At 66.4% G+C, this 24,248-nt stretch carries 26 protein-coding genes; 16 read left to right on the top strand and 10 right to left on the bottom strand.

Going from position 1 to position 24,248, the window contains the following annotated elements; genetic code table 11:
* The first annotated feature begins 126 nt into the window (after nucleotides 1-126).
* Nucleotides 127-774: a response regulator gene (locus tag WKB25_RS01885; protein WP_025878804.1), complete on the top strand. Its 648-nt coding sequence runs from the start codon at nucleotides 127-129 to the stop codon at nucleotides 772-774.
* A 289-nt stretch (nucleotides 775-1,063) separates the two neighbouring features.
* On the opposite strand, the gene WKB25_RS01890 is transcribed toward WKB25_RS01885, so the two are convergent.
* The 5 genes from WKB25_RS01890 to zwf all read right to left on the bottom strand — a co-directional run bounded on the left by WKB25_RS01890 (nucleotide 1,064) and on the right by zwf (nucleotide 7,093).
* Nucleotides 1,064-1,723 carry a bifunctional 4-hydroxy-2-oxoglutarate aldolase/2-dehydro-3-deoxy-phosphogluconate aldolase gene (locus tag WKB25_RS01890; RefSeq protein WP_340568402.1) on the bottom strand — a complete coding sequence of 220 codons (660 nt, stop codon included), beginning with the start codon at nucleotides 1,721-1,723 and terminating at the stop codon, nucleotides 1,064-1,066.
* A gap of 235 nt (nucleotides 1,724-1,958) precedes the next feature.
* Complete coding sequence (gene edd / locus WKB25_RS01895; protein ID WP_340568404.1) at nucleotides 1,959-3,875, bottom strand: phosphogluconate dehydratase; 1,917 nt, start codon at nucleotides 3,873-3,875, stop codon at nucleotides 1,959-1,961.
* A 58-nt stretch (nucleotides 3,876-3,933) separates the two neighbouring features.
* On the bottom strand, nucleotides 3,934-4,656 hold the full coding sequence (pgl, locus tag WKB25_RS01900) for a 6-phosphogluconolactonase (protein WP_340568405.1): 723 nt from the start codon (nucleotides 4,654-4,656) through the stop codon (nucleotides 3,934-3,936).
* A complete protein-coding gene (gene glk, locus WKB25_RS01905; protein ID WP_340568406.1) occupies nucleotides 4,653-5,660 on the bottom strand; it encodes a glucokinase in 1,008 nt (335 codons plus the stop codon). The genes pgl and glk overlap by 4 nt, the downstream gene beginning before the upstream one ends.
* A complete protein-coding gene (gene zwf / locus WKB25_RS01910) occupies nucleotides 5,657-7,093 on the bottom strand; it encodes a glucose-6-phosphate dehydrogenase (RefSeq protein ID WP_340568408.1) in 1,437 nt (478 codons plus the stop codon). Before zwf ends, glk begins: the two co-directional genes overlap by 4 nt.
* A gap of 352 nt (nucleotides 7,094-7,445) precedes the next feature.
* Between zwf and ugpC the strand changes: the two genes are divergently transcribed.
* The gene (gene ugpC / locus WKB25_RS01915; protein WP_340568410.1) at nucleotides 7,446-8,528 is read left to right on the top strand and encodes a sn-glycerol-3-phosphate ABC transporter ATP-binding protein UgpC; all 1,083 of its coding nucleotides are present in this window, start codon (nucleotides 7,446-7,448) and stop codon (nucleotides 8,526-8,528) included.
* Between the two features lie 101 nt (nucleotides 8,529-8,629).
* Here ugpC and WKB25_RS01920 read toward each other — a convergent pair whose 3' ends face one another.
* The gene (locus tag WKB25_RS01920; protein ID WP_340568411.1) at nucleotides 8,630-9,505 is read right to left on the bottom strand and encodes a folate-binding protein; all 876 of its coding nucleotides are present in this window, start codon (nucleotides 9,503-9,505) and stop codon (nucleotides 8,630-8,632) included.
* A 39-nt stretch (nucleotides 9,506-9,544) separates the two neighbouring features.
* Here WKB25_RS01920 and WKB25_RS01925 point away from each other — a divergent pair, with 39 nt between their 5' ends.
* From WKB25_RS01925 to WKB25_RS01970, 10 genes are all read left to right on the top strand, one after another.
* On the top strand, nucleotides 9,545-9,718 hold the full coding sequence (locus WKB25_RS01925; RefSeq protein ID WP_080149151.1) for a DUF1674 domain-containing protein: 174 nt from the start codon (nucleotides 9,545-9,547) through the stop codon (nucleotides 9,716-9,718).
* A 56-nt stretch (nucleotides 9,719-9,774) separates the two neighbouring features.
* Entirely contained in the window at nucleotides 9,775-10,167 is a 393-nt protein-coding gene (gene sdhC / locus WKB25_RS01930) for a succinate dehydrogenase, cytochrome b556 subunit (protein ID WP_025878812.1), read from the top strand.
* Complete coding sequence (gene sdhD / locus WKB25_RS01935) at nucleotides 10,164-10,550, top strand: succinate dehydrogenase, hydrophobic membrane anchor protein (protein ID WP_025878813.1); 387 nt, start codon at nucleotides 10,164-10,166, stop codon at nucleotides 10,548-10,550. The genes sdhC and sdhD overlap by 4 nt, the downstream gene beginning before the upstream one ends.
* Before the next feature lie 31 nt (nucleotides 10,551-10,581).
* A complete protein-coding gene (sdhA, locus tag WKB25_RS01940) occupies nucleotides 10,582-12,372 on the top strand; it encodes a succinate dehydrogenase flavoprotein subunit (protein ID WP_025878814.1) in 1,791 nt (596 codons plus the stop codon).
* Nucleotides 12,373-12,438: 66 nt separating this feature from the next.
* Entirely contained in the window at nucleotides 12,439-13,224 is a 786-nt protein-coding gene (locus WKB25_RS01945) for a succinate dehydrogenase iron-sulfur subunit (RefSeq protein ID WP_025878815.1), read from the top strand.
* Between the two features lie 97 nt (nucleotides 13,225-13,321).
* Nucleotides 13,322-13,570 carry a succinate dehydrogenase assembly factor 2 gene (locus WKB25_RS01950; protein WP_340568414.1) on the top strand — a complete coding sequence of 83 codons (249 nt, stop codon included), beginning with the start codon at nucleotides 13,322-13,324 and terminating at the stop codon, nucleotides 13,568-13,570.
* A 40-nt stretch (nucleotides 13,571-13,610) separates the two neighbouring features.
* Entirely contained in the window at nucleotides 13,611-13,970 is a 360-nt protein-coding gene (locus WKB25_RS01955) for a hypothetical protein (RefSeq protein ID WP_340568415.1), read from the top strand.
* A 23-nt stretch (nucleotides 13,971-13,993) separates the two neighbouring features.
* The gene (locus WKB25_RS01960; protein ID WP_025878818.1) at nucleotides 13,994-15,235 is read left to right on the top strand and encodes a lipoprotein-releasing ABC transporter permease subunit; all 1,242 of its coding nucleotides are present in this window, start codon (nucleotides 13,994-13,996) and stop codon (nucleotides 15,233-15,235) included.
* Nucleotides 15,228-15,941 carry a lipoprotein-releasing ABC transporter ATP-binding protein LolD gene (lolD, locus tag WKB25_RS01965; RefSeq protein WP_340568417.1) on the top strand — a complete coding sequence of 238 codons (714 nt, stop codon included), beginning with the start codon at nucleotides 15,228-15,230 and terminating at the stop codon, nucleotides 15,939-15,941. Before WKB25_RS01960 ends, lolD begins: the two co-directional genes overlap by 8 nt.
* 108 nt (nucleotides 15,942-16,049) lie before the next feature.
* On the top strand, nucleotides 16,050-16,499 hold the full coding sequence (locus tag WKB25_RS01970) for a DUF6491 family protein (RefSeq protein WP_093820190.1): 450 nt from the start codon (nucleotides 16,050-16,052) through the stop codon (nucleotides 16,497-16,499).
* 67 nt (nucleotides 16,500-16,566) lie between these two features.
* On the opposite strand, the gene WKB25_RS01975 is transcribed toward WKB25_RS01970, so the two are convergent.
* From WKB25_RS01975 to ftsY, 3 genes are all read right to left on the bottom strand, one after another.
* Nucleotides 16,567-16,836, bottom strand: a complete 270-nt coding sequence (locus WKB25_RS01975; RefSeq protein WP_025878821.1) for an oxidative damage protection protein — start codon at nucleotides 16,834-16,836, stop codon at nucleotides 16,567-16,569.
* Nucleotides 16,837-16,841: 5 nt separating this feature from the next.
* Complete coding sequence (mutY, locus tag WKB25_RS01980) at nucleotides 16,842-17,966, bottom strand: A/G-specific adenine glycosylase (protein ID WP_340568419.1); 1,125 nt, start codon at nucleotides 17,964-17,966, stop codon at nucleotides 16,842-16,844.
* Between the two features lie 116 nt (nucleotides 17,967-18,082).
* A complete protein-coding gene (gene ftsY / locus WKB25_RS01985) occupies nucleotides 18,083-19,420 on the bottom strand; it encodes a signal recognition particle-docking protein FtsY (protein WP_340568421.1) in 1,338 nt (445 codons plus the stop codon).
* 131 nt (nucleotides 19,421-19,551) lie between these two features.
* On the opposite strand from ftsY, the gene WKB25_RS01990 reads away from it, so the two are divergent.
* Nucleotides 19,552-19,854, top strand: coding sequence for a hypothetical protein (locus WKB25_RS01990; RefSeq protein WP_340568422.1), 303 nt, complete (start codon nucleotides 19,552-19,554; stop codon nucleotides 19,852-19,854).
* A 92-nt stretch (nucleotides 19,855-19,946) separates the two neighbouring features.
* Here the strand turns inward: WKB25_RS01990 and htpG are convergent, their stop codons facing one another.
* Complete coding sequence (htpG, locus tag WKB25_RS01995; RefSeq protein WP_340568423.1) at nucleotides 19,947-21,839, bottom strand: molecular chaperone HtpG; 1,893 nt, start codon at nucleotides 21,837-21,839, stop codon at nucleotides 19,947-19,949.
* A 702-nt stretch (nucleotides 21,840-22,541) separates the two neighbouring features.
* Between htpG and rsmD the strand changes: the two genes are divergently transcribed.
* From rsmD to WKB25_RS02010, 3 genes are all read left to right on the top strand, one after another.
* Nucleotides 22,542-23,120 (top strand): 16S rRNA (guanine(966)-N(2))-methyltransferase RsmD, encoded by a 579-nt coding sequence (rsmD, locus tag WKB25_RS02000; protein ID WP_340568425.1) that lies wholly within the window; start codon nucleotides 22,542-22,544, stop codon nucleotides 23,118-23,120.
* Nucleotides 23,121-23,146: 26 nt separating this feature from the next.
* A complete protein-coding gene (coaD, locus tag WKB25_RS02005; protein ID WP_008267036.1) occupies nucleotides 23,147-23,656 on the top strand; it encodes a pantetheine-phosphate adenylyltransferase in 510 nt (169 codons plus the stop codon).
* A 78-nt stretch (nucleotides 23,657-23,734) separates the two neighbouring features.
* A complete protein-coding gene (locus WKB25_RS02010) occupies nucleotides 23,735-24,226 on the top strand; it encodes a hypothetical protein (protein ID WP_089240385.1) in 492 nt (163 codons plus the stop codon).
* Nucleotides 24,227-24,248: the final 22 nt, after the last annotated feature.

Consider the following 24,248-nt stretch of genomic DNA (forward strand, 5'->3'; position numbering starts at 1 on the left):
CGATCAGTGCGTGAAGAATGTGATGCGCAAGGCAGAACGCCGGAATTGCGCAACATCCGCGCTTGCAGTGGTCAGGTGCTCCTGCCTAGGTTGACCCGTATTGGCCGCATTCGAAGAGGTACGTGAATGACGATTCGAGTCTACCTGGTGGATGACCATGCGTTGGTCCGCACCGGGATGAAGATGATACTGTCGAGTGAAACCGACATTGAAGTGGTGGGCGAGGCCGAGACCGGCGAAGACGCGCTGCCCGCCATCCGCCAGCTGCAACCGGACGTGGTGCTGTGTGATCTGCACCTGCCCGGCGTGAGCGGGATGGAAGTGACCGAGCGCATCGTCCGTGGCCACCGCAGCACGCGGGTGGTCATCGTGTCGGTGCTGGAGGACGGTCCGCTGCCCAAGCGCCTGCTCGAAGCCGGCGCTGCCGGTTACATCGGCAAGGGCTGCGATGCACAGGAGCTGCTGCGCGCGGTGCGCGACGTGGCCGCCGGACGGCGTTACCTGGGCACGAGCATCGCGCAGAACCTGGCGTTGTCCACGGTGGAAGGCAACGGCTCGCCGTTCGACAACCTGTCGCCGCGTGAGCTGGAAGTGGCATTGCTGCTGACCCAGGGCCTGCGCCAGGAAGATATCGCCCGTCGTCTGAGCCTGAGCGCGAAGACGGTCAACACGCACAAGGCGCGGTTGTTCGAGAAGATGGGAATCCACGACAACATCGCGTTGGCGCGGATGGCCAGCCAGTACGGGCTGGTGGATCCGGCGCGGCCGCTGTAAGGGTTTCGGCCAACGGCTGAGCCCCTCGCGGTGTGCGGTTGGTTCCATCGGGTTGGCCCTGCGGAGGGACTGCGCAGGGGACGCCGTGAATCCATCCCTGGAGGCTCGGGCGCGCCATCCATGGCGCTTACGCCCCTGCGCAATCCCTCCGCAGGGCCACGGACAGGTTCCGTGCGCCGCTACCGCGGAATGAAGAATGAAGAGCAGGGGTGGGTCGCGCGCTGCGCGCGCTCGTAGACTGGGGTCGGATCCCTTTCCCGGCGAGAAAGGGCTCTGACCCCGTACTGTTTCAGTGGCCGCGTACGCGCTTGACGATCTTCGCGGCCTGCGCCGCGCTTTCGCGCACCTTGTCCCACTGGCCGGCGTCGATCCAGTTGCCCGGCACCATCCACGAGCCGCCGATGCAGACCACGTTCTTCTGCTCCAGGTATTCGGCCGCAGTGTTCTCGGTGATGCCACCGGTCGGGCACAGCTTGAGGTCGGCGATCGGGCCGGCCACGCCCTTGATCATCGCCAGGCCACCCACGGCCGTGGCCGGGAACAGCTTGCACACGCGGAAACCGCGCGCATATAGCGCCAGCAGCTCGGTCGGCGTCGCCGCACCCGGTACTACCGGCAGCGGTGCCGCAGCCAGCGCATCGGCCAGCACCGGCGGCGTGCCCGGGGTCACCAGAAAATCCGCGCCCGCATCGATGGACTGCTGCATCTGCTCCACCGTCAACACCGTACCGGCGCCGACCACCACATCCGGCAGCTCGCGCTTGAGCATCGCCAGCGCTTCCATCGCCACCGGCGTCCGCAGCGTCAGCTCGATCGCCGGCAATCCGCCTTCCAGCAGCGCCGCGCTGACCGCACGTGCCTGGTCCAGCGTATGAATCGTCACCACCGGCAGGATGCCTGCCGCATGCAGCAACTCCGCCGCCCGCATCTGATGTTGTTCGATACCCATAGCTCTGCTTCTGCCTTTGCTTTCGCTCTTGTTGTGCTTTCAATGATCACTTCGCGGCGTTGACGCGCCGGAGAGTGTCAGGAGGGCGCGGTCAGCCCCAGACGGGACCGTGAGCGGCATGGATGCCGCGACCGAGCCCCCATGGATGGGTTTACGGCGTGTCCCGGCTGGGGCTGACCGCGCCCTCAGCCAGGAAATCTACCGCTGCGACAAACCCGCAACGCTCTTCAATCCCTCACGCGTCCTTCGCCTCATGCGGCGCCGCCGCAGCCGCAGCATCGTGCCCCAGCTCATACTCCGCGTCGTAATCCCACGGCCCACCGTCAGCCGTCGCCGGACCGCACGAAATCGAGATCGCACCCTGATCCGCCGGACCCACCACGCGCCGGTTGATCGCGAACAGGTTGCGGCCCAGGTCATTGGCGGCCGGCGCCGTATTCGGCGCATGTGTACGCGCGGCCCATTCGGCTGCGTCCACCAGCACTTCAAGCGTGCCGGCCTCACCATCCAGGCGGATGATGTCGCCCTCGCGCACCTTGCCCAGCGGACCACCACGCGCAGCTTCCGGCGTCACGTGGATCGCGGCCGGAATCTTGCCCGACGCGCCGGACAGGCGACCATCGGTGACCAGCGCCACACGCCGGCCCTGGTTCTGCAGCAGGCCCAGCAGCGGCGCCAGCGAATGCAGTTCCGGCATGCCGTTCGCGCGCGGCCCCTGGTAACGCACCACCGCCACGAAATGCTCGGGCAGCAGGCCGCCAGCGTGCAGCTTGTTCAGTACCTGCGGTGCATCGACCACCACGGCCGGCGCTTCGATGGTGCGGTACTGCGGCTTCACCGCCGACAGCTTGATCAGCGACTTGCCCAGGTTGCCGCGCAGCAGGCGCAGGCCGCCCTGGCTCTCGAACGGGTTGTCGACACCGCGCACCACTTCTTCATCGGCGCTGCGCTCCAGGCCCGGCAGGTACACCAGCTTGCCATCGCGCAGCTGCGGCTCGCGCGCATAGTCGGCCATGCCGCCACGGGCGACGCTGACCAGGTCGCCATGCATCAGGCCGGCCTTGATCAGTTCGCCGAACACGAACGCCGGGCCACCCGCTGCAGCAAAGCGGTTCACGTCGGCCTCGCCGTTCGGATAGACGCGCGCCAGCAGTGGGATCAGCTGCGACAGCTCGTCGAAGTCGTCCCAGGTCAGCACGATGCCGGCCGCACGTGCCACCGCGATCCAGTGGATGGTGTGGTTGGTCGAGCCGCCGGTGGCCATCAGCGCGATGACCGCATTGATGATCGCGCGCTCGTCGATGATCCGGCCCAGCGGACGGAAGTCATCGCCCAGCGCGGTGATGTCCAGTGCGCGTTCGGTGGCTTCGCGGGTCAGTGCATCGCGCAGCGCCGTATCCGGATTGACGAACGACGCGCCTGGCAGCTGCACGCCCATTGCTTCCAGCAGCACCTGGTTGGAATTGGCGGTGCCGTAGAAGGTGCAGGTGCCCGCGCCGTGGTAGGAGGCCGATTCGGCTTCCAGCAGTTCTTCGCGGGTGGCTTCGCCGGCGGCGTAGCGCTCGCGCACTTCGGCCTTCTGCTTGTTGGGAATGCCCGGCGTCATCGGGCCGGCCGGCACGAACACCGCCGGCAGATGGCCAAAGGCGAGGGCGCCGATCAGCAGGCCCGGCACGATCTTGTCGCACACACCGAGGTACACGGTGGTATCGAACATGTCGTGGCTGAGCCCGATCGCGGTGGCCTGGGCAATGACATCACGCGAGAACAGCGACAGCTCCATGCCGCCACGGCCCTGGGTGACGCCGTCGCACATCGCCGGCACGGCACCGGCCACCTGCGCGGTCGCGCCCAGTTCGCGGGCCACCGCACGGATCTGTTCGGGATAGGTCTCGAACGGCTGGTGCGCCGACAGCATGTCGTTGTAGGCGGTGATGATGCCCAGGTTGGCCGTCACGCCGCCGCGCAGGCGACTCTTGTCGGTACCACCGCAGGCGGCGAAACCGTGGGCGAGGTTGCCGCAGCTGAGGCGGCTGCGGAACGGGCCATCGCGCAGGGAGGCGTCGATCGCTGCCAGATAGGCGGCGCGCGAGGCGGCGCTGCGGCGGATGACGCGCTCAGTGATGGCTTGCAGTTGCGGATGGAGGCTCATTGGCTACCGGCGTTCGAGGTGGCGAGAGGCGGGCGACGGCAGGGCGCCGCCGCCGACATCAATCAGCCCAGTGGACGCGCAGGCGCGCGCCCTCCAGGTTGATTGCGTTGAGGATCGGATACTGCTGCGGGTCGTTGCTGTCGAGGGCTTGGCGCAGCACCTGCAGCTTCTGCTTGCCGCGCAGCAGCAGCAGACGCTGGCGGCATTGGGCAAGGCCGCGCGGGGTGAGGGTGATGCGCAGCGGCCACTGGTTGGCACCGGGACAGCCGGTGGCATCCAGCGCGGCATACGGCAGGGTGCTTTCCAGCGCTCGGGTCAGGTCCTTCGACCCCGGGAACAGCGAGGCGGTATGGCCGTCGTTGCCCATGCCCAGTGCGACCAGGCTCGGGGCCTGGCTGTGCTGGGCCTGCAGGTTGGCGGTGTACACGCACTCCGGCAGCGGCTTGCCGATCCGCACCAGCGGATCGAAGTGCGCGCCTTCGGCACGTGTGAGCAGGTTCTCGCGCACCAGCCATGCATTGCTGTCGCGATCCTGCGGCGACAGCCAGCGCTCGTCGGCCAGGCTCACTTCAACGCGGTCCCAATGCACGTCCAGCTCGGCCAGTGCCTGGTACACCGGTGCCGGCGTGGTGCCGCCGGACAACAGGATGCGTGCGCGGCCCAGCTCGTTGATGTCGTGGTTGATCGCCTGTGCCATTTCGGCAGCGACCGCTTCGATCCAGCCATCGGCATCGCCGTGGTTGATGAACTCGATGCGGTCGTCGTGAAAGGTGGGGCTCATGCGGCAACTCCTGGTGCGTCACGTTCGGCGTCGGCAGCATAGGCAGCAGCGCCCAGCAGTCCGGCGTGGGGATGCATCACGGCCAGCGACGGCACTCGCGCCATGATCGAAGAGAACCGGCCCTTGTGTTCGAAGCGCTGGCGGAAACCGGAGTGCTGCAATGAATCGAGCATCTTCGGAGTCAGCCCACCAGTCAAGAACACACCGTCCCAGGCGCCCTGGGTCAGCACCAGATCACCGGCAATGGCGCCAAACACCGCGCAGAACACATCCACGGTACGCATCGCCTGTGGATCGCCGTGCAGGGCGCGGGCGGTCACGTCCACCGGTTGCAGTTGGCCCGGGTCGATACCCGCCATCTCGCAGACTGCGCGATGGATGTTGACCAGGCCGGGGCCGCAGATCAACCGCTCGTTGGAGACGCGCCCGAACTGCTCGGACAGGATCTCCAGGATGCGGATCTCTTCCGGTGTTCCCGGTGGGAAGCTGACATGGCCGCCCTCGGTTTCCAGCGGGTAACAGCGGCCGTGGCGAAGGATCAGGCCGCCGACGCCGAGGCCGGTCCCCGGCCCGATCACTGCGTAGTTGCGCGGCTGGCCCGGCTTGCCCGGAACCCAGGCGGCACCGCCGACCTGGACCACGTCATCGGGCTGCAGCAGCGAAATCGCCATCGCCTGCGCGGCGAAGTCGTTGATCAGGTGCAGTTCGTTGAAACCAAGCATCGCGGCTGTGCGGCTGCGCGAGATCACCCACGGATGGTTGGTGATGCGGGCTTCGTCACCATCGACACGACCGGCGACTGCGAACACGCCACGGCTTGCGGTGGCGCCGATCTGGTCCAGGTGGTGGCGCGCGGCATCACCCAGCGACGGGAACTCCGCCACTGCATACTCGCGGATGCTCTCCTTCAGCAGCGGGGCGTCCTGCGAGGTGTCGGCAAGCGCGAAGCGGGCGTTGGTGCCACCGATGTCGGCGACCAGCACCGGCTGCGAGCTGGCACTCATGCCGACGCTCCACTATCCGGCGCATCCACGCCCTGCGGCAGGAAGTCGACCGCGTTGGCCGGGCCCCACTGGCCGGCAGGGTAGGGTTCCAGCGGCAGGTCGGCCGCCTTCCATGCATCGGCGACGCTGTCGATCCAGGCCCAGGCGGCACGCACTTCGTCATCGCGCACGAACAAGGTGTGGTTGCCGTTGAAGGCGTCCAGGAACAGACGCTCGTAGGCGATACGGCGATGCAGGCCGGTCGGCACCGACAGCTCCAGCTCCAGCGGCTGCAGTTCCAGTGCGCCCCATTCCGGCCCGGCCAGGCTGCTCATCAGGCCCAGTTCGATGTTCTCCTGTGGCTGCAGCTGGAACACCAGGCGGTTCGGTGCGGCCTGCGCACGCTGCGGACGCTCGAACAACCAGTGCGTGACCGGCTTGAGGGTCACCACCACGCGGGTGGTGCGCTCGGGCAGGCGCTTGCCGGTGACCAGGTGGAACGGCACGCCGCTCCAGCGCCAGTTGTCGATGTGCGCGGTAACGCCGGCGAAGGTTTCCACATCGCTGCCTTCCGGCGGCTGGTAGGCCTGTGCAGGCTGGCCGTTGATGCTGCCGGCGGTATAGCGGCCACGCACGCTGTCACGCGCAGCGTGCTTGGCATCCAGCGGGCGCAGCGCACGCAGCACCTTGACCTTCTCATCGCGGATGCGGTCGGCCTCCAACGACGCCGGCGGCTCCATCGCCACCATGCACAGCAGTTGCAGGATGTGGCTCTGCACCATGTCGCGCAGGGCGCCGGAGCGGGCGTAGTAGGCATCGCGGCCATCCACGCCTTCGCTTTCGGCGACCAGGATGTGCACCGATTCGATGTAGTTGCGGTTCCACACCGCTTCCAGCAGCGTGTTGCCGAAGCGCAGCGCGATCAGGTTCTGTACCGCCGCCTTGCCCAGATAATGGTCAAGGCGGAACACGCGGTCTTCGTCGATCCACTGGCCGATGGTGGTGATGATCTCCTCGGCGCTTTCGCTGTCGCTGCCGATCGGCTTTTCCAGCATCAGGCGCGCAGGTGCGGCCAGCGCGCCGCCCTTGGCCAGGCCTTCGCAGGTGGAGATGTACAGTCCCGGCGGGATCGCCAGGTAGCTCACGCAGCGGCGGTCGACCAGGTCGGACACCGCGGCGGCGACCGAGTCGACGTCACGCAGGTCGACCGAGCGGTAGTCGATGCGACGCAGCAGGGAGGCGATGTCCTCCTGGCTGGCCATCGGCATCGCCTGCTGCAGTCGTGGCCGCAGGATGTCATGGAAGGCTTCGGTGTCGTGGCCGGACAGGGCCAGCGCACGGATGCGGAAATCCTCCGGCAGCAGGCCGTCGCCAAGCAGGCGCAGCAGCGAAGGGAACAGGTAGCGCTGGGCCAGATCACCTGTGGCACCAAACAGGAAGAGTGTGTCGTGCATCGCTCGAGTTTCAGATCCGGGTGACATCGTTGTCAATCGCTTCATGGCTGGGTTCGGGGGACATCCGCGCAACTGCCTGTCCGAGGCTCATCTGGATCGGCTTTCCGGGTTGCCGGAGCACCGTTCCAATCGAAACCACTACAGCGGCAACCCTTCGTTCGGTCGACGATGCAGGTCGGCGCGCACCGACTGTCGGATAGTGCCACGTGAAAACGTTTACATGGCAGAATGGGCAACTGTATTCGATTGCAGTGGTCGCCGTCATGCGGCAACCGCGCAATCATCACTGCCATCGGGAGGGCCGAGGCAGTCCCAAAAGACAGCCCGGCGTCGGGCGGACTGGATGAGTGAAATGGCAAAAGTGCAGTTGCAGGGTGTGCGCAAGGTCTACGACAACGGCCAGGTCGCGGTGAAGGACGCCACCTTTGAGGTCGCCGACGGCGAACTGATGGTGCTGGTCGGTCCGTCCGGGTGTGGCAAGTCGACCCTGTTGCGGATGGTGGCCGGGCTGGAAGAGATCAGCGGCGGCACGTTGACCATCGGCGATCGCGTGGTCAACGACGTGGCGCCCAAAGATCGCGACATCGCGATGGTGTTCCAGAGTTATGCGCTGTACCCGCACATGACCGTGGCCGAGAACCTGGCCTTTGGCCTGAAGCTGCGCGGCCATGACAAGGCCACCATCGACAAGCGCATCAGCGAAGCTGCGCAGACGCTGGGCCTGACCGAGATGATGGACAAGCTGCCCAAGGCGATGTCCGGCGGCCAGCGCCAGCGTGTTGCACTGGGCCGTGCGCTGGTGCGTGAGCCGGCGGTGTTCCTGCTCGACGAGCCGCTGTCCAATCTTGATGCCAAGCTGCGCCACAGCGTGCGCACCGAGATCGCGCAGCTGCACCGCAAGCTGGGCACCACCATGATCTACGTGACCCACGATCAGGTCGAAGCGATGACCCTCGGCCAGCGCATCGTGGTGCTGAAGGACGGTGTCATCCAGCAGATCGATACGCCGATGGCGCTGTACGACCGTCCGGCCAACCTGTTCGTGGCCGGTTTCCTCGGCAGCCCGGCGATGAACGTGCTGCGCGGCACGCTGCAGGGCGATGCCGGTGGCGTGACCGTGGTCGACGGCGACTGGCGTGCTCCGCTGGGGCAGGCGACGATCGATCCGGCTTGGCTGCAGAAGCCGATCGCGGTGGGCGTACGTCCCGAACACCTGCAACCGGCAGACAGCGAAGACACGCACGCGTTCACCGCGCGCGTCGAAGGCATCGAGCCGGTCGGCAACGAGATCTTCGTCAACATGAGCAGCGGCCAGCACGCGCTGACCATGCGCGTGGCGCCGCAGTCGCTGCCGGGCGTGGGCGAGGACATCCGGGTGGCGATCCACCCGCAGGGCCTGCATTTCTTCAATGCGGAAACAGGCGAGCGACTCTAACCGTTACCGTTACCGTTAGTGCCGGCCGGCGGCCGGCACTACCTTTCTCTCAGGGTTCAGTAGATCCACGCCATGCGTGGATGACGTACCGGATCGGCGCCTCAGCGCGCCAACCCGTCCAGCAGCGGCATCCGCTGCGCGGGCGCATTACCCACCTGCAGTTCGCCGTCGCCGGTCTCCAGCGGCAGCACGGCCAGTGCCAGAACGCCGGCCACACTGGCCAGGCTACCCAGCGCAGTACCGTCCTGCTGCACGCCATCGCCGGCCTGCGCCGGTGCTGCGGTATGCAGCAGCTGCACCGCGCGCTTGGCCTTGCCGAGGAAGTGGGTGCGCGCGACGATTTCCTGACCGGGGTAGCAGCCCTTTTTCACGCTGTAGCCGTTGAGACGGTCCAGGCCCAGCTGCTGCGGGGTCCACACCTCGCGCTGGCTCGCTTCCAGTCGCGGCAGGCCAAAGCGCAGGTCGGCCTGGCGCCAGGCCAGGGCGAAGGCGGCGTCCTCGGCTTCGTCGCTGGCCGGGAAGGCCTCGACCGGGCCGATGCGCAGCGTGCGGGGAAGTGCGTCGCTGCCCAGGTCCAGCTCCCAGCCGTGGCTGCCAGCCAGCGCGATGGCAGCGCCGGTGGCGGCTTCCGGCGCAGTAAAGGCCCCGGCCACTGCCAGGTCGGCATGCACCTGCAATTTCACTTTGCGGCGGAACACGAAGCGCTGCAGTTGCGACGCAATCGCATCGGCATCACCGTCAGCGAGCACCAGCAGCACATGATCATCGGCCAGCCGCAGCAGCTGGAACACCGCCAGGGTGCGGCCTTTGGCGCTCAGCCACGCGCTCCACTGCCAATGCAGCAGGGGCAGGGCGGTCACATCGCTGCTGAACTGGGCATGGGCAAAAGCCACTGCATCCACGCCCTGCAGGCTCAGCAATTGATGGCCGGGCAGGCGCGGATATGCGACGAAAGCAGGGGGAAGGTTGTCAGGCACGTGAACGAGGTCTAAAATTTGTGCGTTGCGAGACCCATCATGATAGGCCAAACAACCCCCACTCCCGACGCCGAAGCTGAAGCCCCGCTGGTTCCCCCGGTCCCTGTGCCCGTGGAACAACCAGAGGTGGAAGAGGAATTCGGTGGCCGCGGCGGACTTGATCCGGTGCGGTATGGCGATTGGGAAAAAAACGGACGCTGCATCGATTTTTGATCAGCATTGAGCCAACGCGGCCTTATGCCGCCCAGCCGAGACAACGAGCCCAGCGAATGGCGACCAGACAACGTCCCCTTTCTCCGCACCTTCAGGTGTATCGCTGGCAGATTCAGATGGCCACCTCGATCCTGCATCGAGCCACTGGCGTCTTTCTGTCTGTTGGTGCCCTCATCATCGCCGGAGGCCTGTTGGCTCTGATGATGGGGCCCGAATCCTGGAACTGCTTCACCGGCCATGCCGGGGCCTGGTATGGCCGCGTGTTCCTGTTCGCGTGGACATGGTCGTTCGCCTATCACCTGTGCAATGGCATCCGCCATATCGTGCAGGACTTCGCGATCGGATTCCGCATTGCCACCTTCATCCGCAGCAGCTGGATGTCGGTGATCGGCAGCCTGCTGATCACCCTGGCCGTGTGGGCCTATGTGCTGTTCGGAGGTGCCGCATGAGCAAGTTCCGTACCCCGTTGAAGGGCGTGCGCGGTCTCGGTTCGGCCAAGACCGGCACCGAGCACTTCGTGCATCAGCGCCTGACCGCCGCCGCGCTGGTGGTGCTGGGCATCTGGTTCCTGGTGTTCGTGCTGGGCCTGCTGGGCTCGGATTACGTGACCGCCACCGCCGCGATCGCCAAGCCGTGGAACGCCGTTCCGCTGATCGGCCTGCTGATCGCCATGTTCTGGCATGCCCAGCTCGGCCTGCAGGTCGTGCTGGAGGACTACATCCACGAATCGCTGCTGGCCCTGGTGCTGCAGACCGCGGTGAAGTTCGTTGCCGTGCTCGGCATGATCGTCAGTGTGTTTGCGGTGGGCCGCATCGCCCTCGGCGTTGCCTGAGCCCAGGCGCCAAGACAGGAATCCAGACTAGATGTCCGCTTACAAGATTACCGAACACAAGTACGACATGGTCGTGGTGGGCGCCGGCGGCGCCGGCCTGCGTGCCACGTTCGGCCTGGCCGCCAAGGGCCTGCAGACCGTGTGCCTGACCAAGGTCTTCCCGACCCGGTCGCACACCGTCGCCGCCCAGGGCGGCATCTCCGCTGCGCTCGGCAACATGGGCGAGGACGACTGGCGTTACCACTTCTTCGACACCATCAAGGGTTCGGACTGGCTGGGCGACCAGGACGCCATCGAATACATGTGCCGTGAAGCGATTCCGGCGATCATCGAGCTCGAGCACTACGGCGTGCCGTTCAGCCGCACCGCCGAAGGCAAGATCTACCAGCGTCCGTTCGGTGGCATGACCACCCAGTACGGCGAAGGCCCGGCGGCGCAGCGTACCTGCGCGGCGGCCGACCGTACCGGCCACGCGATGCTGCACACGCTGTACCAGCAGTCGCTGAAGCACGACGCGCGCTTCATGATCGAGTACTTCGCACTCGACCTGATCTTCGATGACGAAGGCGCCTGCCGCGGCGTGCTGGCGTTGGACATGTCCGACGGCACGCTGCACCTGTTCCGCGCCCAGGGCGTGGTGCTGGCCACCGGCGGCTACGGCCGTGCCTACTTCAGCGCCACCTCGGCGCACACCTGCACCGGCGACGGTGGCGGCCTGGCCATGCGCGCCGGCATCGCCATGCAGGACATGGAGTTCGTGCAGTTCCATCCGACCGGCATCTACGGCGCCGGTTGCCTGATCACCGAGGGTGTCCGCGGTGAAGGTGGCATCCTGCGCAACAGCAGCGGCGAGCGCTTCATGGAGCGCTATGCACCGCACTACAAGGATCTGGCGTCGCGCGACGTGGTCAGCCGTTCGATGACCATCGAGATCCGCGAAGGCCGCGGCGTCGGCGAGCACAAGGACCACATCCTGCTCGACCTGACCCACCTCGGCCCGGGCGTGATCGACGACAAGCTGCCGGGCATCGCCGAGAGCGCCCGCATCTTCGCTGGCGTCGACGTGCACAAGCAGCCGATCCCGGTGATCCCGACCGTGCACTACAACATGGGCGGCATTCCGACCAACTACCACGGTGAAGTGGTGCGCAAGGACGGCGAGAACCCCGATGCGGTTGTGCCGGGCCTGTACGCCATCGGCGAAGCGGCCTGCGTTTCGGTGCACGGTGCAAACCGCCTGGGCTCGAACTCGCTGCTGGACCTGGTGGTGTTCGGGCGTGCGGTGGCCAACCGTTGCGCGGCGACGATCACCCCGGGTGCGGCGCACAAGACCCTGCCGGCCGACGCCTGCGACAAGGCGCTGGGCCTGCTGGACAAACTGCGCCACGCCAACGGCGATACTCCGACTTCGGTCATCCGCGATCGCATGCAGCGCACCATGCAGGCCGACGCGGCGGTCTTCCGTACCAGCCAGACGCTGAAGGAAGGCTGCGAGAAGATGGACAAGATCTTCGATTCGTTCCAGGACGTGAAGGTCTCCGACCGTTCGCTGGTCTGGAACTCGGACCTGATCGAGACCTACGAGCTGAACAACCTGCTGCTGAACGCGGTGGCGACGATCAACTCGGCCGAGCAGCGCAAGGAGAGCCGCGGCGCACACGCGCACGAGGACTTCCCGGACCGCGACGACGTCAATTGGCAGAAGCACACCCTGGTCAGCGTGGACGAGAAGGGCAAGTGCAGCTTCGACTACCGTCCGGTGCACATGTACACGTTGACCGATGACGTGTCCGTGGTGCCGCCGAAGCCGCGCGTGTACTGATCCGACCCCGCCTAACATGCAATCCGCGCCCTCGGGCGCGGGCCGCCTGAGCCAACGAGAGCAGCCATGGCCGAGTTTTCACTCCCCAAGAATTCCAAGATCACGAAGGGCAAGCACTTCCCCGCCAAGACCGGCGGCAAGAACGTGCGCACCTTCAAGATCTACCGCTGGAGTCCGGACGACGACAGCAATCCGCGCACCGACACCTATGACGTCGATCTGGACGCCTGCGGCCCGATGGTCCTGGACGCGCTGATCAAGATCAAGAACGAGATCGACCCGACCCTGACCTTCCGCCGCTCGTGCCGCGAAGGTATCTGTGGTTCGTGCGCGATGAACATCGACGGCACCAACACCCTGGCCTGCACCCGAGCCATCTCGGACTGCGGCAAGAAGGAAGTGCCGATCTACCCGCTGCCGCACATGAACGTGGTCAAGGATCTGGTTCCGGACCTGACCCACTTCTATGCGCAGTACGCCTCGATCAAGCCGTGGATCCGCACCCAGACCCCGGCACCGCCGGACCGTGAGCGTCTGCAGTCGCCGGAAGACCGTAAGAAGCTCGACGGTCTGTACGAGTGCATCCTGTGCGCGTGCTGCTCGACCAGCTGCCCGAGCTACTGGTGGAACGGCGAGCGTTACCTGGGCCCGGCGATCCTGCTGCAGGCCTACCGCTGGATCATCGATTCGCGCGACGAGGACACCGGTGCGCGCTTGGACGATCTGGAAGATCCGTTCAAGCTGTACCGCTGCCACACCATCATGAACTGTGCCCGGACCTGCCCGAAGGGCCTGAACCCGGCGCTGGCGATCGCCGAGATCAAGAAGCTGATGATGGAACGCCGCGCCTGATACGGCCCGGCTGTTCCCGGTAGAGCCACGCCACGCGTGGCTGCACCTCCCAGCAGAGCCACGCCATGCGTGGCTTTGCTGTATCTGGAGAGACACGATGGAAGACGATGTTCTGCTGAAGAAGCTGCGTTGGCGTTGCCGGCGCGGCATGCGCGAACTGGACCAGTTGTTCGGTCGCTACCTGGACCGCGAATGGAGCAGTGCGCCGACCGAAGAGCGCGAGGTTTTCCTGTTCCTGCTCGACTGCGAGGACGATAAGTTGTGGCGCTGGTTCATGGGCTACGAGGCCTGCCCACATGCGCACGCCGTCCCCCTCATGCACAAGATCCTCGCCCTCAAGCTTTGAGTGGCGCCCCTCGCGGCTGCAGGCCAGCGCTCAACTGGCGGTGCTTCTGGCCGCGCCGTGGCTGCTGCGTGCCTCGGATCTGCCGTCGGCGCACCTCGTTCCCGTACTGATCGGGGTCTGGGTGCTGGGCCTGGCCGAGCTGGCCTGGCGCCTGCGGCGGCCCCGTGCGTTGCTGCAGCTGCCGCCCCTGCCTGAGCCGCTGCGCGTGGACGGGCAGGACATTCCCGAGCCGCGACTGGTGGTGCGCGGGCCCTGGCTGCTGCTGCAGTGGCGCGAAGGCTGGCGCCGTCGACGGCTGTTGTTCTGGCCGGATGTACTCGATCGCGGGCAGCGACGTGAACTGCGACTGGCCGTATCCGCACGCGCCGTTTCCCGTAAGCCCCGGTCGGTGGCACCATAGGCTGAATCGACTGGCGTGCCTGCATGTTCAAACCCATTCCCGTGGCCATTGGCCTGCGCTACCTGCGCGCCAAGCGCCGCAACGGCTTCATCTCCTTCATTTCGATGGCATCGATCCTGGGCATCGCGCTCGGGGTGACGGTGCTGATCACCACACTGGCGGTGATGAGCGGTTTCCAGAAGGAGATCCGCAGCCGCCTGCTGCAGATGACCGCACACACCACCATCAGCCGCGACGGCGAACCGATGCCGGACTGGATGCGCGTGGTCGACGTGGCCAACAAGGACCCGCGCGTGGCAGGTGCTGCGCCGTACATCGAGATCCAGTCGATGATCAGTGGCCCGCGTGTGCAGGGTGCGATCATCCAGGGCATCGACCCGGCGCTGGAGCCGAAGGTATCGGTGATCGACAAGAAGGTCACCAAGGGCAGCTACGGCAGCCTGACCCCGGGCAGCTTCAACCTGCTGCTGGGCAAGGAACTGGCGGTCTGGCTGGGAGTGGACGTCGGTGACCAGGTGCTGGTGACCTTCGCGGAAGTGCAGGGCACGCCGGCCGGCGCGGTGCCGCGGATGAAACGCTTCACCGTCAGCGGCATATTCGAGGCCGGTTACAACGAAGTCGATCGCGGTGTGGGTTTTGCCAACATGAAAGACCTGGAGCGCGTACTGCGTTCCGATGGCGCCACCGGTGTCCGCCTGAAACTGCATGACATGGACCGCTCGCTGGAGGTGGGCGTGGACCTGGCGCAGAACCTCGGCGGCGCCTATCGGGTCAGCGACTGGACCCAGCAGAACGCCAACCTGTACCACTCGCTGCGCATGGAAAAAGTGGTGATGGGCATCCTGCTCTCGCTGATTATTGCCATGGGCGCGTTCAACCTGGTGTCATCGCAGGTGATGCTGGTGACCGACAAGCAGGCCGACATCGCGATCCTGCGCACCCTCGGCCTGACCCCGGGCGGGGTGATGCAGGTGTTCATGGTGCAGGGCTCGCTGATCGGCATCTTCGGCACCCTCGCAGGCCTGATCGGCGGCATTACCCTGACCTTGAATCTGGAGCGCATCCTCGGCGCCATCGAGTCGGTGTTCAACGTCAAGCTGCTGCCGGAGGACGTGTACTACATCACCGGCCTGCCTACCGACATGCAGACCAGCGACATCGTGGTGATCACCCTGGTCGCGCTGCTGATGAGCTTCCTGGCCACTCTGTATCCCGCCTGGCGGGCAGCACGCACCCAGCCGGCGGAGGCCCTGCGTTATGAATAAGGTCTTCAATCGCGGCGATGAAGTGATCCGTGCCGAAGCGCTGGGCAAGACCTACGCTGAAGGGCGGATGCAGACCCCGGTGTTCGATGGCCTGGACCTGATGGTGACCGCCGGCGAGACGGTGGCGATCATCGGCGCCTCGGGTGCCGGCAAGAGCACGCTGCTGCACCTGCTGGGCGGGCTGGACACGCCCACCGCGGGCGAGGTCTACGTCACCGGCCAGCGCATGTCCGCGCTGTCGGACACCTCGCGCGGCCTGCTGCGTAACCAGGCGCTGGGTTTCGTCTACCAGTTCCACCACCTGCTGCCGGAATTCACCGCGCTGGAAAACGTGATGATGCCGGTGATGCTGGCCGGTACCGCAGTGGCGGAGGCCAGTACGCGTGCGACCGCGCTGCTGGAATCGGTCGGCCTCGGCCATCGCCTGGACCACAAGCCCGGCGAATTGTCCGGTGGCGAGCGCCAGCGTGCTGCAGTGGCGCGCGCGTTGGTCAATCACCCGGCCTGCGTGCTGGGTGACGAGCCGACCGGCAACCTCGATGACCGCACGGCCGCGACCGTGTTCGAGCTGATGCTGGAGCTCAACCGTGCCCGCCACACCAGCCTGGTGCTGGTCACCCATGACCGCTCGCTGGCGCGGCGCCTGGACCGGGTGCTGGAGCTGCGCGAAGGGCGCCTGCACGCGCTGGCCCACGCCGACGTCTGAGCGGGCGACCTGGGACCGCCGACCAACGGCTGAACTGGGCCGCCGGCCGTCGCGCCGGCGCTGCCTGACTGGGCGCATGATGTGCACAGTTCGTCCGTGGAGATCGCCATGAAGACACCGTTGTTGATCGCCGGGCTGTGCCTGGCCCTGGCTGGCTGCGCAACCACTGGCCGCTTGGGCAGTGCCGAGAAGCTGGAGCTGTATCGTGCCCACGCAGGCGCACCGCAGAAGGACATGCAGTTCTTCGGCAGCCTCAATGGCTGGACCGAACTGGGCGACAGCGCGTTGGCGGTGTGGACCAAGCCCAGCGAGGCCTACCTGCTGGAGCTGAGCGGGCCGTGCCCGGATCTGTCCTACGCGCCAGCGATCGGCTTGACCAGCCACATGGGCCGCGTTTCCGCACCGTTCGACAAGGTGCTGGTGCGCGACCCGACCGGTGGCCCGCGCATGCCGTGCTTCATCAAGACCATCCGCAAGCTGGACGTGAAGTCGCTGCGGGCAGAGGAGAAGGAAATGCGCCAGGCACAGGTGCAGGAACGCGAAGAGTCCACGAAATAGGCCGGTAGCGCCGGGCCATGCCCGGCGGATGCGTGAACGCCGGGAATGGCCCGGCGCTGCCTCCAGATCAGGCTTCCGGGGTGAAACCAGCAGGCTTCTCTGCGTCCTTCTCGAACAGGAACTTCACCAGTTCCGTTTCCAGGAATGCGCGATGCTCCGGCTTTCGTGGCGACAGGCGGTTCTCGTTGATCAGCATGGTCTGGTGTGCCAGCCATGCGGTCCACGCCGGCTTGCCGATGTGGTTGAACACACGTTGGCCGAGCTCACCCGGGTAAGGCACGAAGTCCAGGCCCTCGGCATCGCGTTGTTCGTACTGGCAGAAGACGGTTCGGGGCATGGCACTCACTTGTGGTTGCGGGATTTCGCGGAGGTTTGCTTCGGGGTCTTGATGGGGGTGCCATCAAGCAGCTTCCGGATGGGGGCTGGCAAGCCCAGTGCGGGCAGTTCGGCAGCGCCGACCCAGCGCAGCGTGGGTTCTTCCACGCGCAGGCCGTGCACCTGCCGTGACAATACCTGCAGATGCAGCTTGTAGTGGCTGAAGGTGTGCTGCAGCACCGGTAGTTCCTCGGCATCTTCCAGTGAACCATCGACGTGCACGTCGAACCAGTCCTGCAGCTCGCTGCCCGCATCTGCCTGCGGAAGCGTCCACAGTTGCGCCCAGATGCCGGTATCCGGCCGCTTCTGCAGCAGCACGCGCTGCTGCTTGTCGCGCAGCAGCAGGGCCACCGCCTCGCGTTCGGGCAGCACCTTGCTCGGTTTTGCTGTTGGCAGCTCGGCCGTACGGCCTTCGCGACGTGCCACGCAATCGGCCTGCAGGGGACAGATCACGCAGGCCGGTCTGGACCGGCTGCAGACCGTCGCACCGAGGTCCATCTGCGCCTGGGTGTAGTCGGCCATGCGTCCCGCCGGTACCTGCGCGACCTGCGCTTCAGCGATGGCCCACAGCTGCTTTTCGACGGCGGGCAGGCCAGGAAAGCCTTCGACGCCGTGATAGCGGCTGAGCACACGCTTGACGTTGCCGTCGAGGATCGCGAACGGGTCGTTCCAGGCCTGGCTGAGGATCGCGCCGGCGGTACTGCGGCCGATGCCGGGCAGGTCGTGCAGGGCATCGAAATCACGCGGCAGCTCGCCCCCATGCTCGCTCACGCAGCGCTTGGCGGCGGCATGCAGATTGCGCGCACGGGCGTAGTAACCCAGCCCGGCCCACTGCGCCATCACCGCGTCGTTGCTGGCGGCGGCAAGGTCGGGCAGGGTGGGGAAGTGCTGCAGGAAACGGTGGAAGTACGGAATGACCGTTGCCACCTGGGTCTGCTGCAGCATGATTTCCGACAACCAGACCCGATACGGGCTGCGCGGATGCTGCCAGGGCAGGTCGTGGCGGCCGTGGTTGTCGAACCAGTGCAGCAGGTGGGCGACGAAGCCCTGCTCATGAGCGGGCGTGGCGCTGGCGTTCGGCTGGCGGGGCATTGGTGCTCCAAGGGCAGCCACCCATGGGGTGGCTCTACTATGGCAGCGGCCGGTCACACGTGGGGTGGCTCTACCGGGTTGCAGTAGAGCCACGCCATGCGTGGCTGCACGGTGTATCAGGCGCCCAGCGCTTCGGGCAACAGGGCGTCGACGAACGCTTCCGGATCGAACACGCGCAGATCTTCCGGGCGCTCGCCGATGCCGGCGAAACGGATCGGAATGCCGAACTCACGGGCCAGCGCGAACACCACGCCACCCTTTGCGGTACCGTCCAGCTTGGTCACCACCAGGCCGGTCACCTTGACCGCGGCATTGAACTGGCGCAGCTGCGAAAGCGCGTTCTGGCCGGTCGTACCGTCGATCACCATCAGAACTTCGTGCGGCGCGTTCTCGTCGATCTTTCCGAGCACGCGGCGGATCTTGCCCAGCTCGTTCATCAGCCCGGACTGGGTGTGCAGGCGGCCGGCGGTATCGGCGATCAGTACCGACGTGCCGCGGGCCTTGCCGGCCTGGAGTGCGTCGTAGGCCACCGAGGCGGCATCGGCGTTCTGCCCCTGCGCGACTACGGCCACGCCGTTGCGCTCGCCCCAGATCTGCAACTGGGCCACGGCGGCAGCACGGAAGGTATCGCCAGCGGCCAGCATCAGGCTGTGGCCCTCGTCCTTGAAGCGCTTGGCCAGCTTGCCGATGGTGGTGGTCTTGCCGACGCCGTTGACGCCGACGGTCAGCACCACGAAGGGCTTGGCGTTGCGGTCGATGACCAGCGGCTTGGACACCGGCTGCAGGATCGCGATGAGGTCCGCGCGCAGTGCCGCCAGCAGGGCGTTGGCATCGATGAATTCGCGCGCCTTCATGCGCTTGCGCAGGTCGGCGATCAGCTCGGTGGTGGCGGCAACGCCGACGTCGGCGGTCAGCAGTGCGGTCTCGATCTCGTCCAGCAGGTCGTCATCGAGTTTGGGATTACGCGAGAACAGGCCGCCGAAGCTGCGGGCGAAAGCGCTGTTGCGCAACCGCTCGCGCCAGCCGGGCTTGCCGGCCGGGGCGGGTGGGGCATCGACCAGCACCGGCAGGTCGGCGGCCGGGGCGGCCGGTTCCTGCGCGGGGATGACCGGGGCCAGCGGAGCGAGGACCGCAGCGGCGGCGGCCGCTTCGGCTGCGAAGTTCTCCGGTGCCAGCACGCGGTCCGGCAGGGCTTGCACAGTGGTTTCCTGCGGTGCTTCCAGCGTCGCCTGCGGGGCCGGTGCGGTTGACGTTGCGGGCGCGACGACTTCGGGCGTGGCAGCCGGGGCAGGCGCTTCCGCCACGGGCGGGGCTACCGGTGCGGCCGGCGCCTGCTCGGGCGGCGCGGCCGACGGGAATGCCGCCGCCAGCTCTTCAGCCGAGTAGTGCTGGGTCTTGGGCGCATCCGGTGTGGCGGCGTCCTGGGGCTTCTTGCGGCGGAAAAAACTGAGCATTGGCAAAAGGCGCTGAAATCAGAGGGATATGCTACCACCCGGGCCTGTCTGCCCGGCGTGGACTCAAGGTCGCAGCCGCGCGGCCGTTAACCGGTCCGGAGGGCTGCGTTGGGCGGCCTGGGAGACCCCCGATGAACGATGTGACCGGTATTGCCCTCAGCGGGATGCGTGCGGCCCAGCGGGGTGCGCAGGTGGCCGCGCACAACGTGGCCAACCTGGCGACCGCGGATGCACCGCGCCTGCAACTGCAGCGCGAAGCGGCAGCGCAGGGTGGGGTGGAGACCCGCGTGATCCCAGCTAGCGATGCCGACCCGGCCGCGCCGCTGGGTGACCTGTTGGCCGCCAAGGCAGAGGTGGTGGCCTTTGCTGCCAACGCTGCGCTGATCCGCCGCGAGGACCAGATGCTGGGCTCGCTGCTGGATCGGCAGTCCTGATCCGACCGGCTCTGGGACGCGCCTGATCCGACCGGCTCTGGTAGGTGCCAACCTTGGTTGGCACCTACCAGGCTGGGCGATCCCGGCATCGATCAGGCCGACAGCTCCAGCAGCAGCTTGTTCAGACGGGCCACGTAAGCACCTGGGTCCTTCAGGCTGTCGCCAGCGGCCAGCGCAGCCTGGTCGAACAGCACCCGGCCCAGATCGTCGAAACGTGCGCCATCGGCTTCGGCGTCCAACTTGGCGATCAGCGGGTGACCCGGGTTGATCTCCAGTACCGGCTTGCTGTCGGGTACCTTCTGGCCGCTGGCTTCCAGGATCTGCCGCATCTGCAGGCCCAGGTCCTGCTCGCCGATGGCCAGCACCGCCGGTGAATCGGTCAGCCGGTGCGACACGCGCACTTCGGCCACGTCATCGCCGAGCACGGTCTTCAGGCGCTCGACCAGGCCCTGCTTGTCCTTTGCAGCTGCTTCCTGTTCCTGCTTGTCCGCTTCGCTCTCCAGCGCGCCCAGGTCGAGGTCGCCGCGGGCGATGTCGACGAAGCCCTTGCCGTCGAAATCGGTCAGGTAGCCCATCAGCCACTCGTCGATGCGGTCGGTCAGCAGCAGGACTTCGATGCCCTTCTTGCGGAACACTTCCAGGTGCGGGCTGTTGCGCACCTGGCTGTAGCTCTCGCCGGTCAGGTAATAGATCTTGTCCTGGCCTTCGGCCATGCGGCCGATGTAATCGGCCAGCGACACCGCCTGTGCATCGCCGTCGCCACGGGTGGAGGCGAAGCGCAGCAGGCCGGCGACCTTCTCACGGTTGTTGTAGTCCTCGGCCGGGCCTTCCTTCAGCACCTGGCCGAATTCCTTCCAGAACGTGGCGTACTGCTCTGGTTTGTCGCTGGACAGCTTCTCCAGCATGTCCAGCGAACGCTTGGTCAGCGCGGCCTTCATCGAATCGATGACCGGGCCGGACTGCAGGATTTCGCGCGAGACATTCAGCGACAGGTCGTTGGAATCGACCACGCCCTTGATGAAACGCAGGTACAGCGGCAGGAACTGCTCGGCCTGGTCCATCACGAACACGCGCTGCACGTACAGCTTCAGGCCCTTGGGTGCATCGCGGTGGTACAGGTCGAACGGCGCACGGCCCGGCACGTACAGCAGCGAGGTGTACTCCAGCTTGCCTTCAACCTTGTTGTGGCTCCACGCCAGCGGATCGCTGTGATCGTGGGCGACGTGCTTGTAGAACTCGGTGTACTCGGCATCGCTGATTTCGGTACGCGGGCGGGTCCACAACGCGCTGGCGCGGTTGACGGTTTCCCACTCGATCGCGGCACCTTCTTCGGCATCTTCCTTGGGCATCTGGATCGGCAGGCCGATGTGGTCGGAGTACTTCTTGAGGATGCTGCGCAGGCGCCAGCCGTCGGCGAAGTCGTGTTCTCCGTCCTTCAGGTGCAGGACGATGCGGGTGCCGCGCTCGGCCTTGTCGATGGTGGCGACGTCGAAATCGCCTTCGCCACGCGAGGTCCAGCGCACGCCTTCATTGGCTGCCAGGCCGGCGCGACGCGAGGTGACTTCGACTTCGTCGGCGACGATGAAAGCGCTGTAGAAGCCGACGCCGAACTGGCCGATCAGCTGCGAGTCCTTCTTCTGGTCGCCGGACAGCTGGCGCAGGAAGTCGCCGGTGCCGGACTTGGCGATGGTGCCGAGGTGGGTGATGGCATCGGCGCGGCTCATGCCGATGCCGTTGTCTTCGATGGTGATGGTGTGCGCGGCCGGATCGAAGCTGACGCGCACGCGCAGTTCGCTGTCGCCTTCCAGCAGCTCGGGCTGGGTCAGGGCCTCGAAGCGCAGCTTGTCGGCGGCGTCGGCGGCATTGGAGACCAGCTCGCGGAGGAAGATCTCCTTGTTGGAGTACAGCGAGTGGATCATCAGCTGCAGCAGCTGCTTGACTTCGGTCTGGAAGCCAAGGGTTTCGGTGTGGATGGTGTCGGTCATCGATAGGGCTCCATGTGCAATGCCGCGCCAGCGCGTGCGGCCTCGCCAAGGGGTAAGGGTGATTGTCCCGAAATCAAGGGGTTGGTCGGGCAGGGCGGCGCCCTGCACCCGCAGAGGCCGAGGCAACGGCGAAAGCCACAGCCGGCTCTGGGTTGTCCGTTGGGTTGGCGGGGTGGTGTGGGTTGGCAGGACACGCCGTGAACCCCCAGACCGGCCCAGCCGCTAGCGGCTGGGCGTTCGGGCGCTTGCGAAGCAGTGCTTCGCAAGCAAAGCGCCCTCACCCATGGGGGCTCGATGGCGCCATCCATGGCGCCAACGGTCCTGCCCACCTACACCGCCCCGCCTTCGACAGATCGTCGCGACCTGCAGTAGATCCACGCCATGCGTGGATGAAATCTCTCAGATATCGAAATCCAAACCAGGATCTGACCCCAAGAGACGTTCCGACAGATCGCAGGAAACTGTCGAAGGCGGGGTGGGTCCGGTTGAGGGGGCGTAAGCCGCATGGATGCGGCGACCGAGCTTACATGGACGTACTTGCAGCGGCCCCCTCAACCGGACCCCCCCCGCCAACCCGCAGGAAGCCCGCTCTGGCTGTTGCTTCGGCTTCTGCTTTGGCTACTGCGGGTGCCGGGCAAAGCCCGGCCGAACTACAATCCCGCTCATGCTGAAATTCTCGAATGAACCCCGCCGGGGGCGCCGATGAGCGGCCGTGGTGGCAATGACGGCCAGGTCCGCATCATCGGCGGGCGCTGGCGCAATACCCGGCTGCCGGTGCCGACCCTGCCGGGCCTGCGGCCCAGCAGCGACCGCGTGCGCGAAACCCTGTTCAACTGGCTGATGCCCAAGCTGGGCGGGGCACGCGTGCTGGATCTGTTCGCCGGCAGCGGTGCGCTGGGGCTGGAAGCCGTCTCGCGCGGTGCCGCGCATGCCACCCTGGTCGAACGCGATCCGCAGCTGGGACGCAATCTGACCGCGGCCGTATCCAAACTGCAGGCAGGCGACAGCGTCACGGTCGCCCAGGCCGACGCGCTGCGCTGGCTGCAGGCCGCGCCGGCGCAGCAGGCAGATCTGGTGTTCATCGACCCGCCGTTCGCCGATGGCCTGTGGCAGGACGTGCTGGCCCAGCTGCCGCGGCATCTGGCCGCCGATGCCTGGCTGTACCTGGAGTCGCCGGCCAGCCACGTGCCGGTGCTGCCCCCGGAATGGCTGCTGCACCGCGATGGCAGCACCCGCGAGGTGCGCTTTGCCCTGTACCGCCGCGCCACTGCTACACTTTGACCTCATCTGAACATCTGCAACCGCCCATGACCGTGGCCAACCGCCGCATCGCCGTCTATCCCGGCACGTTCGACCCCATCACCAACGGTCATATCGACCTGGTGAGCCGGGCCGCGCCGCTGTTTGAAAAGGTCGTGGTGGGCGTGGCGCAGAGCCCCTCGAAGGGACCGGCACTGCCGCTGGAACAGCGCGTGCAGCTGGCGCGCGGCGCCCTGGGCCACCACAGCAACGTCGAGGTCATCGGCTTCGATACGCTGCTGGCCCATTTTGTACGTTCGGTGCAGGGGGGGGTGCTGCTGCGCGGGCTGCGCGCGGTGTCCGACTTCGAGTACGAATTCCAGATGGCGAGCATGAACCGCCACCTGATTCCGGAGGTCGAGACCCTGTTCCTGACCCCGGCCGAGCAGCACAGCTTCATCTCGTCCTCGCTGGTCCGCGAGATCGCACGCCTGGGTGGCGATGTGTCCGGCTTCGTGCCGGCCGCCGTGCTCGAGGCGCTGCGCAAGGTCCGCGAAGCGAAGTCGGCGCAGTCGTAAGCCCTGCCCAGCAGTAGATCCTGTAGTACCACGCACCCCATTACGCACACCAACACGCAACATTCCGGGAGGAAACCCATGAACAACACCATGCGCGCGATGCTGATCGCCTCGTTTGCCCTGGCTTTCACCGCCTGCAAGAAGGAAGAAGCCGCTCCGGTCGACGAAGCCAAGCAGGCGCTGGTCGCTCCGGCCAAGGAAGACGACGCAGGCTGGAAGAAGTACCTGCAGGAAGTGGCCATCCAGAACATGGGCAACATCACCAACAGCCCGTTCCTGTACTACCTCTCGCCGGAAACCGACCCGGACTTCCAGGCCAAGTACGAGCGCCAGACCGAGAGCGCGACCCAGGCCGTGGCCCGTGGCGTGCAGCCGGGCAACATGCTGGCCTTCGGTTCGTCGGCCTCGGGCAAGATGGCTGACATGATCCAAGTCGTGTTCAAGGACGTCTCGCCGGATTCCATGAAGGGCGTGCGCGTCGTCTTCATCGGCCAGTCCGCCGACAACGCCCGCGTCCAGGCCGTGGTCCAGCCGACCGGTGCCGAGTACATTTTCGTCGAAGCCAAGTAAGACCGAGCCGCGGCGGTCGTGC

Origin of the sequence: Stenotrophomonas sp. G106K1 (assembly GCF_037969685.1) — a bacterium.
Lineage (GTDB): Bacteria > Pseudomonadota > Gammaproteobacteria > Xanthomonadales > Xanthomonadaceae > Stenotrophomonas > Stenotrophomonas lactitubi.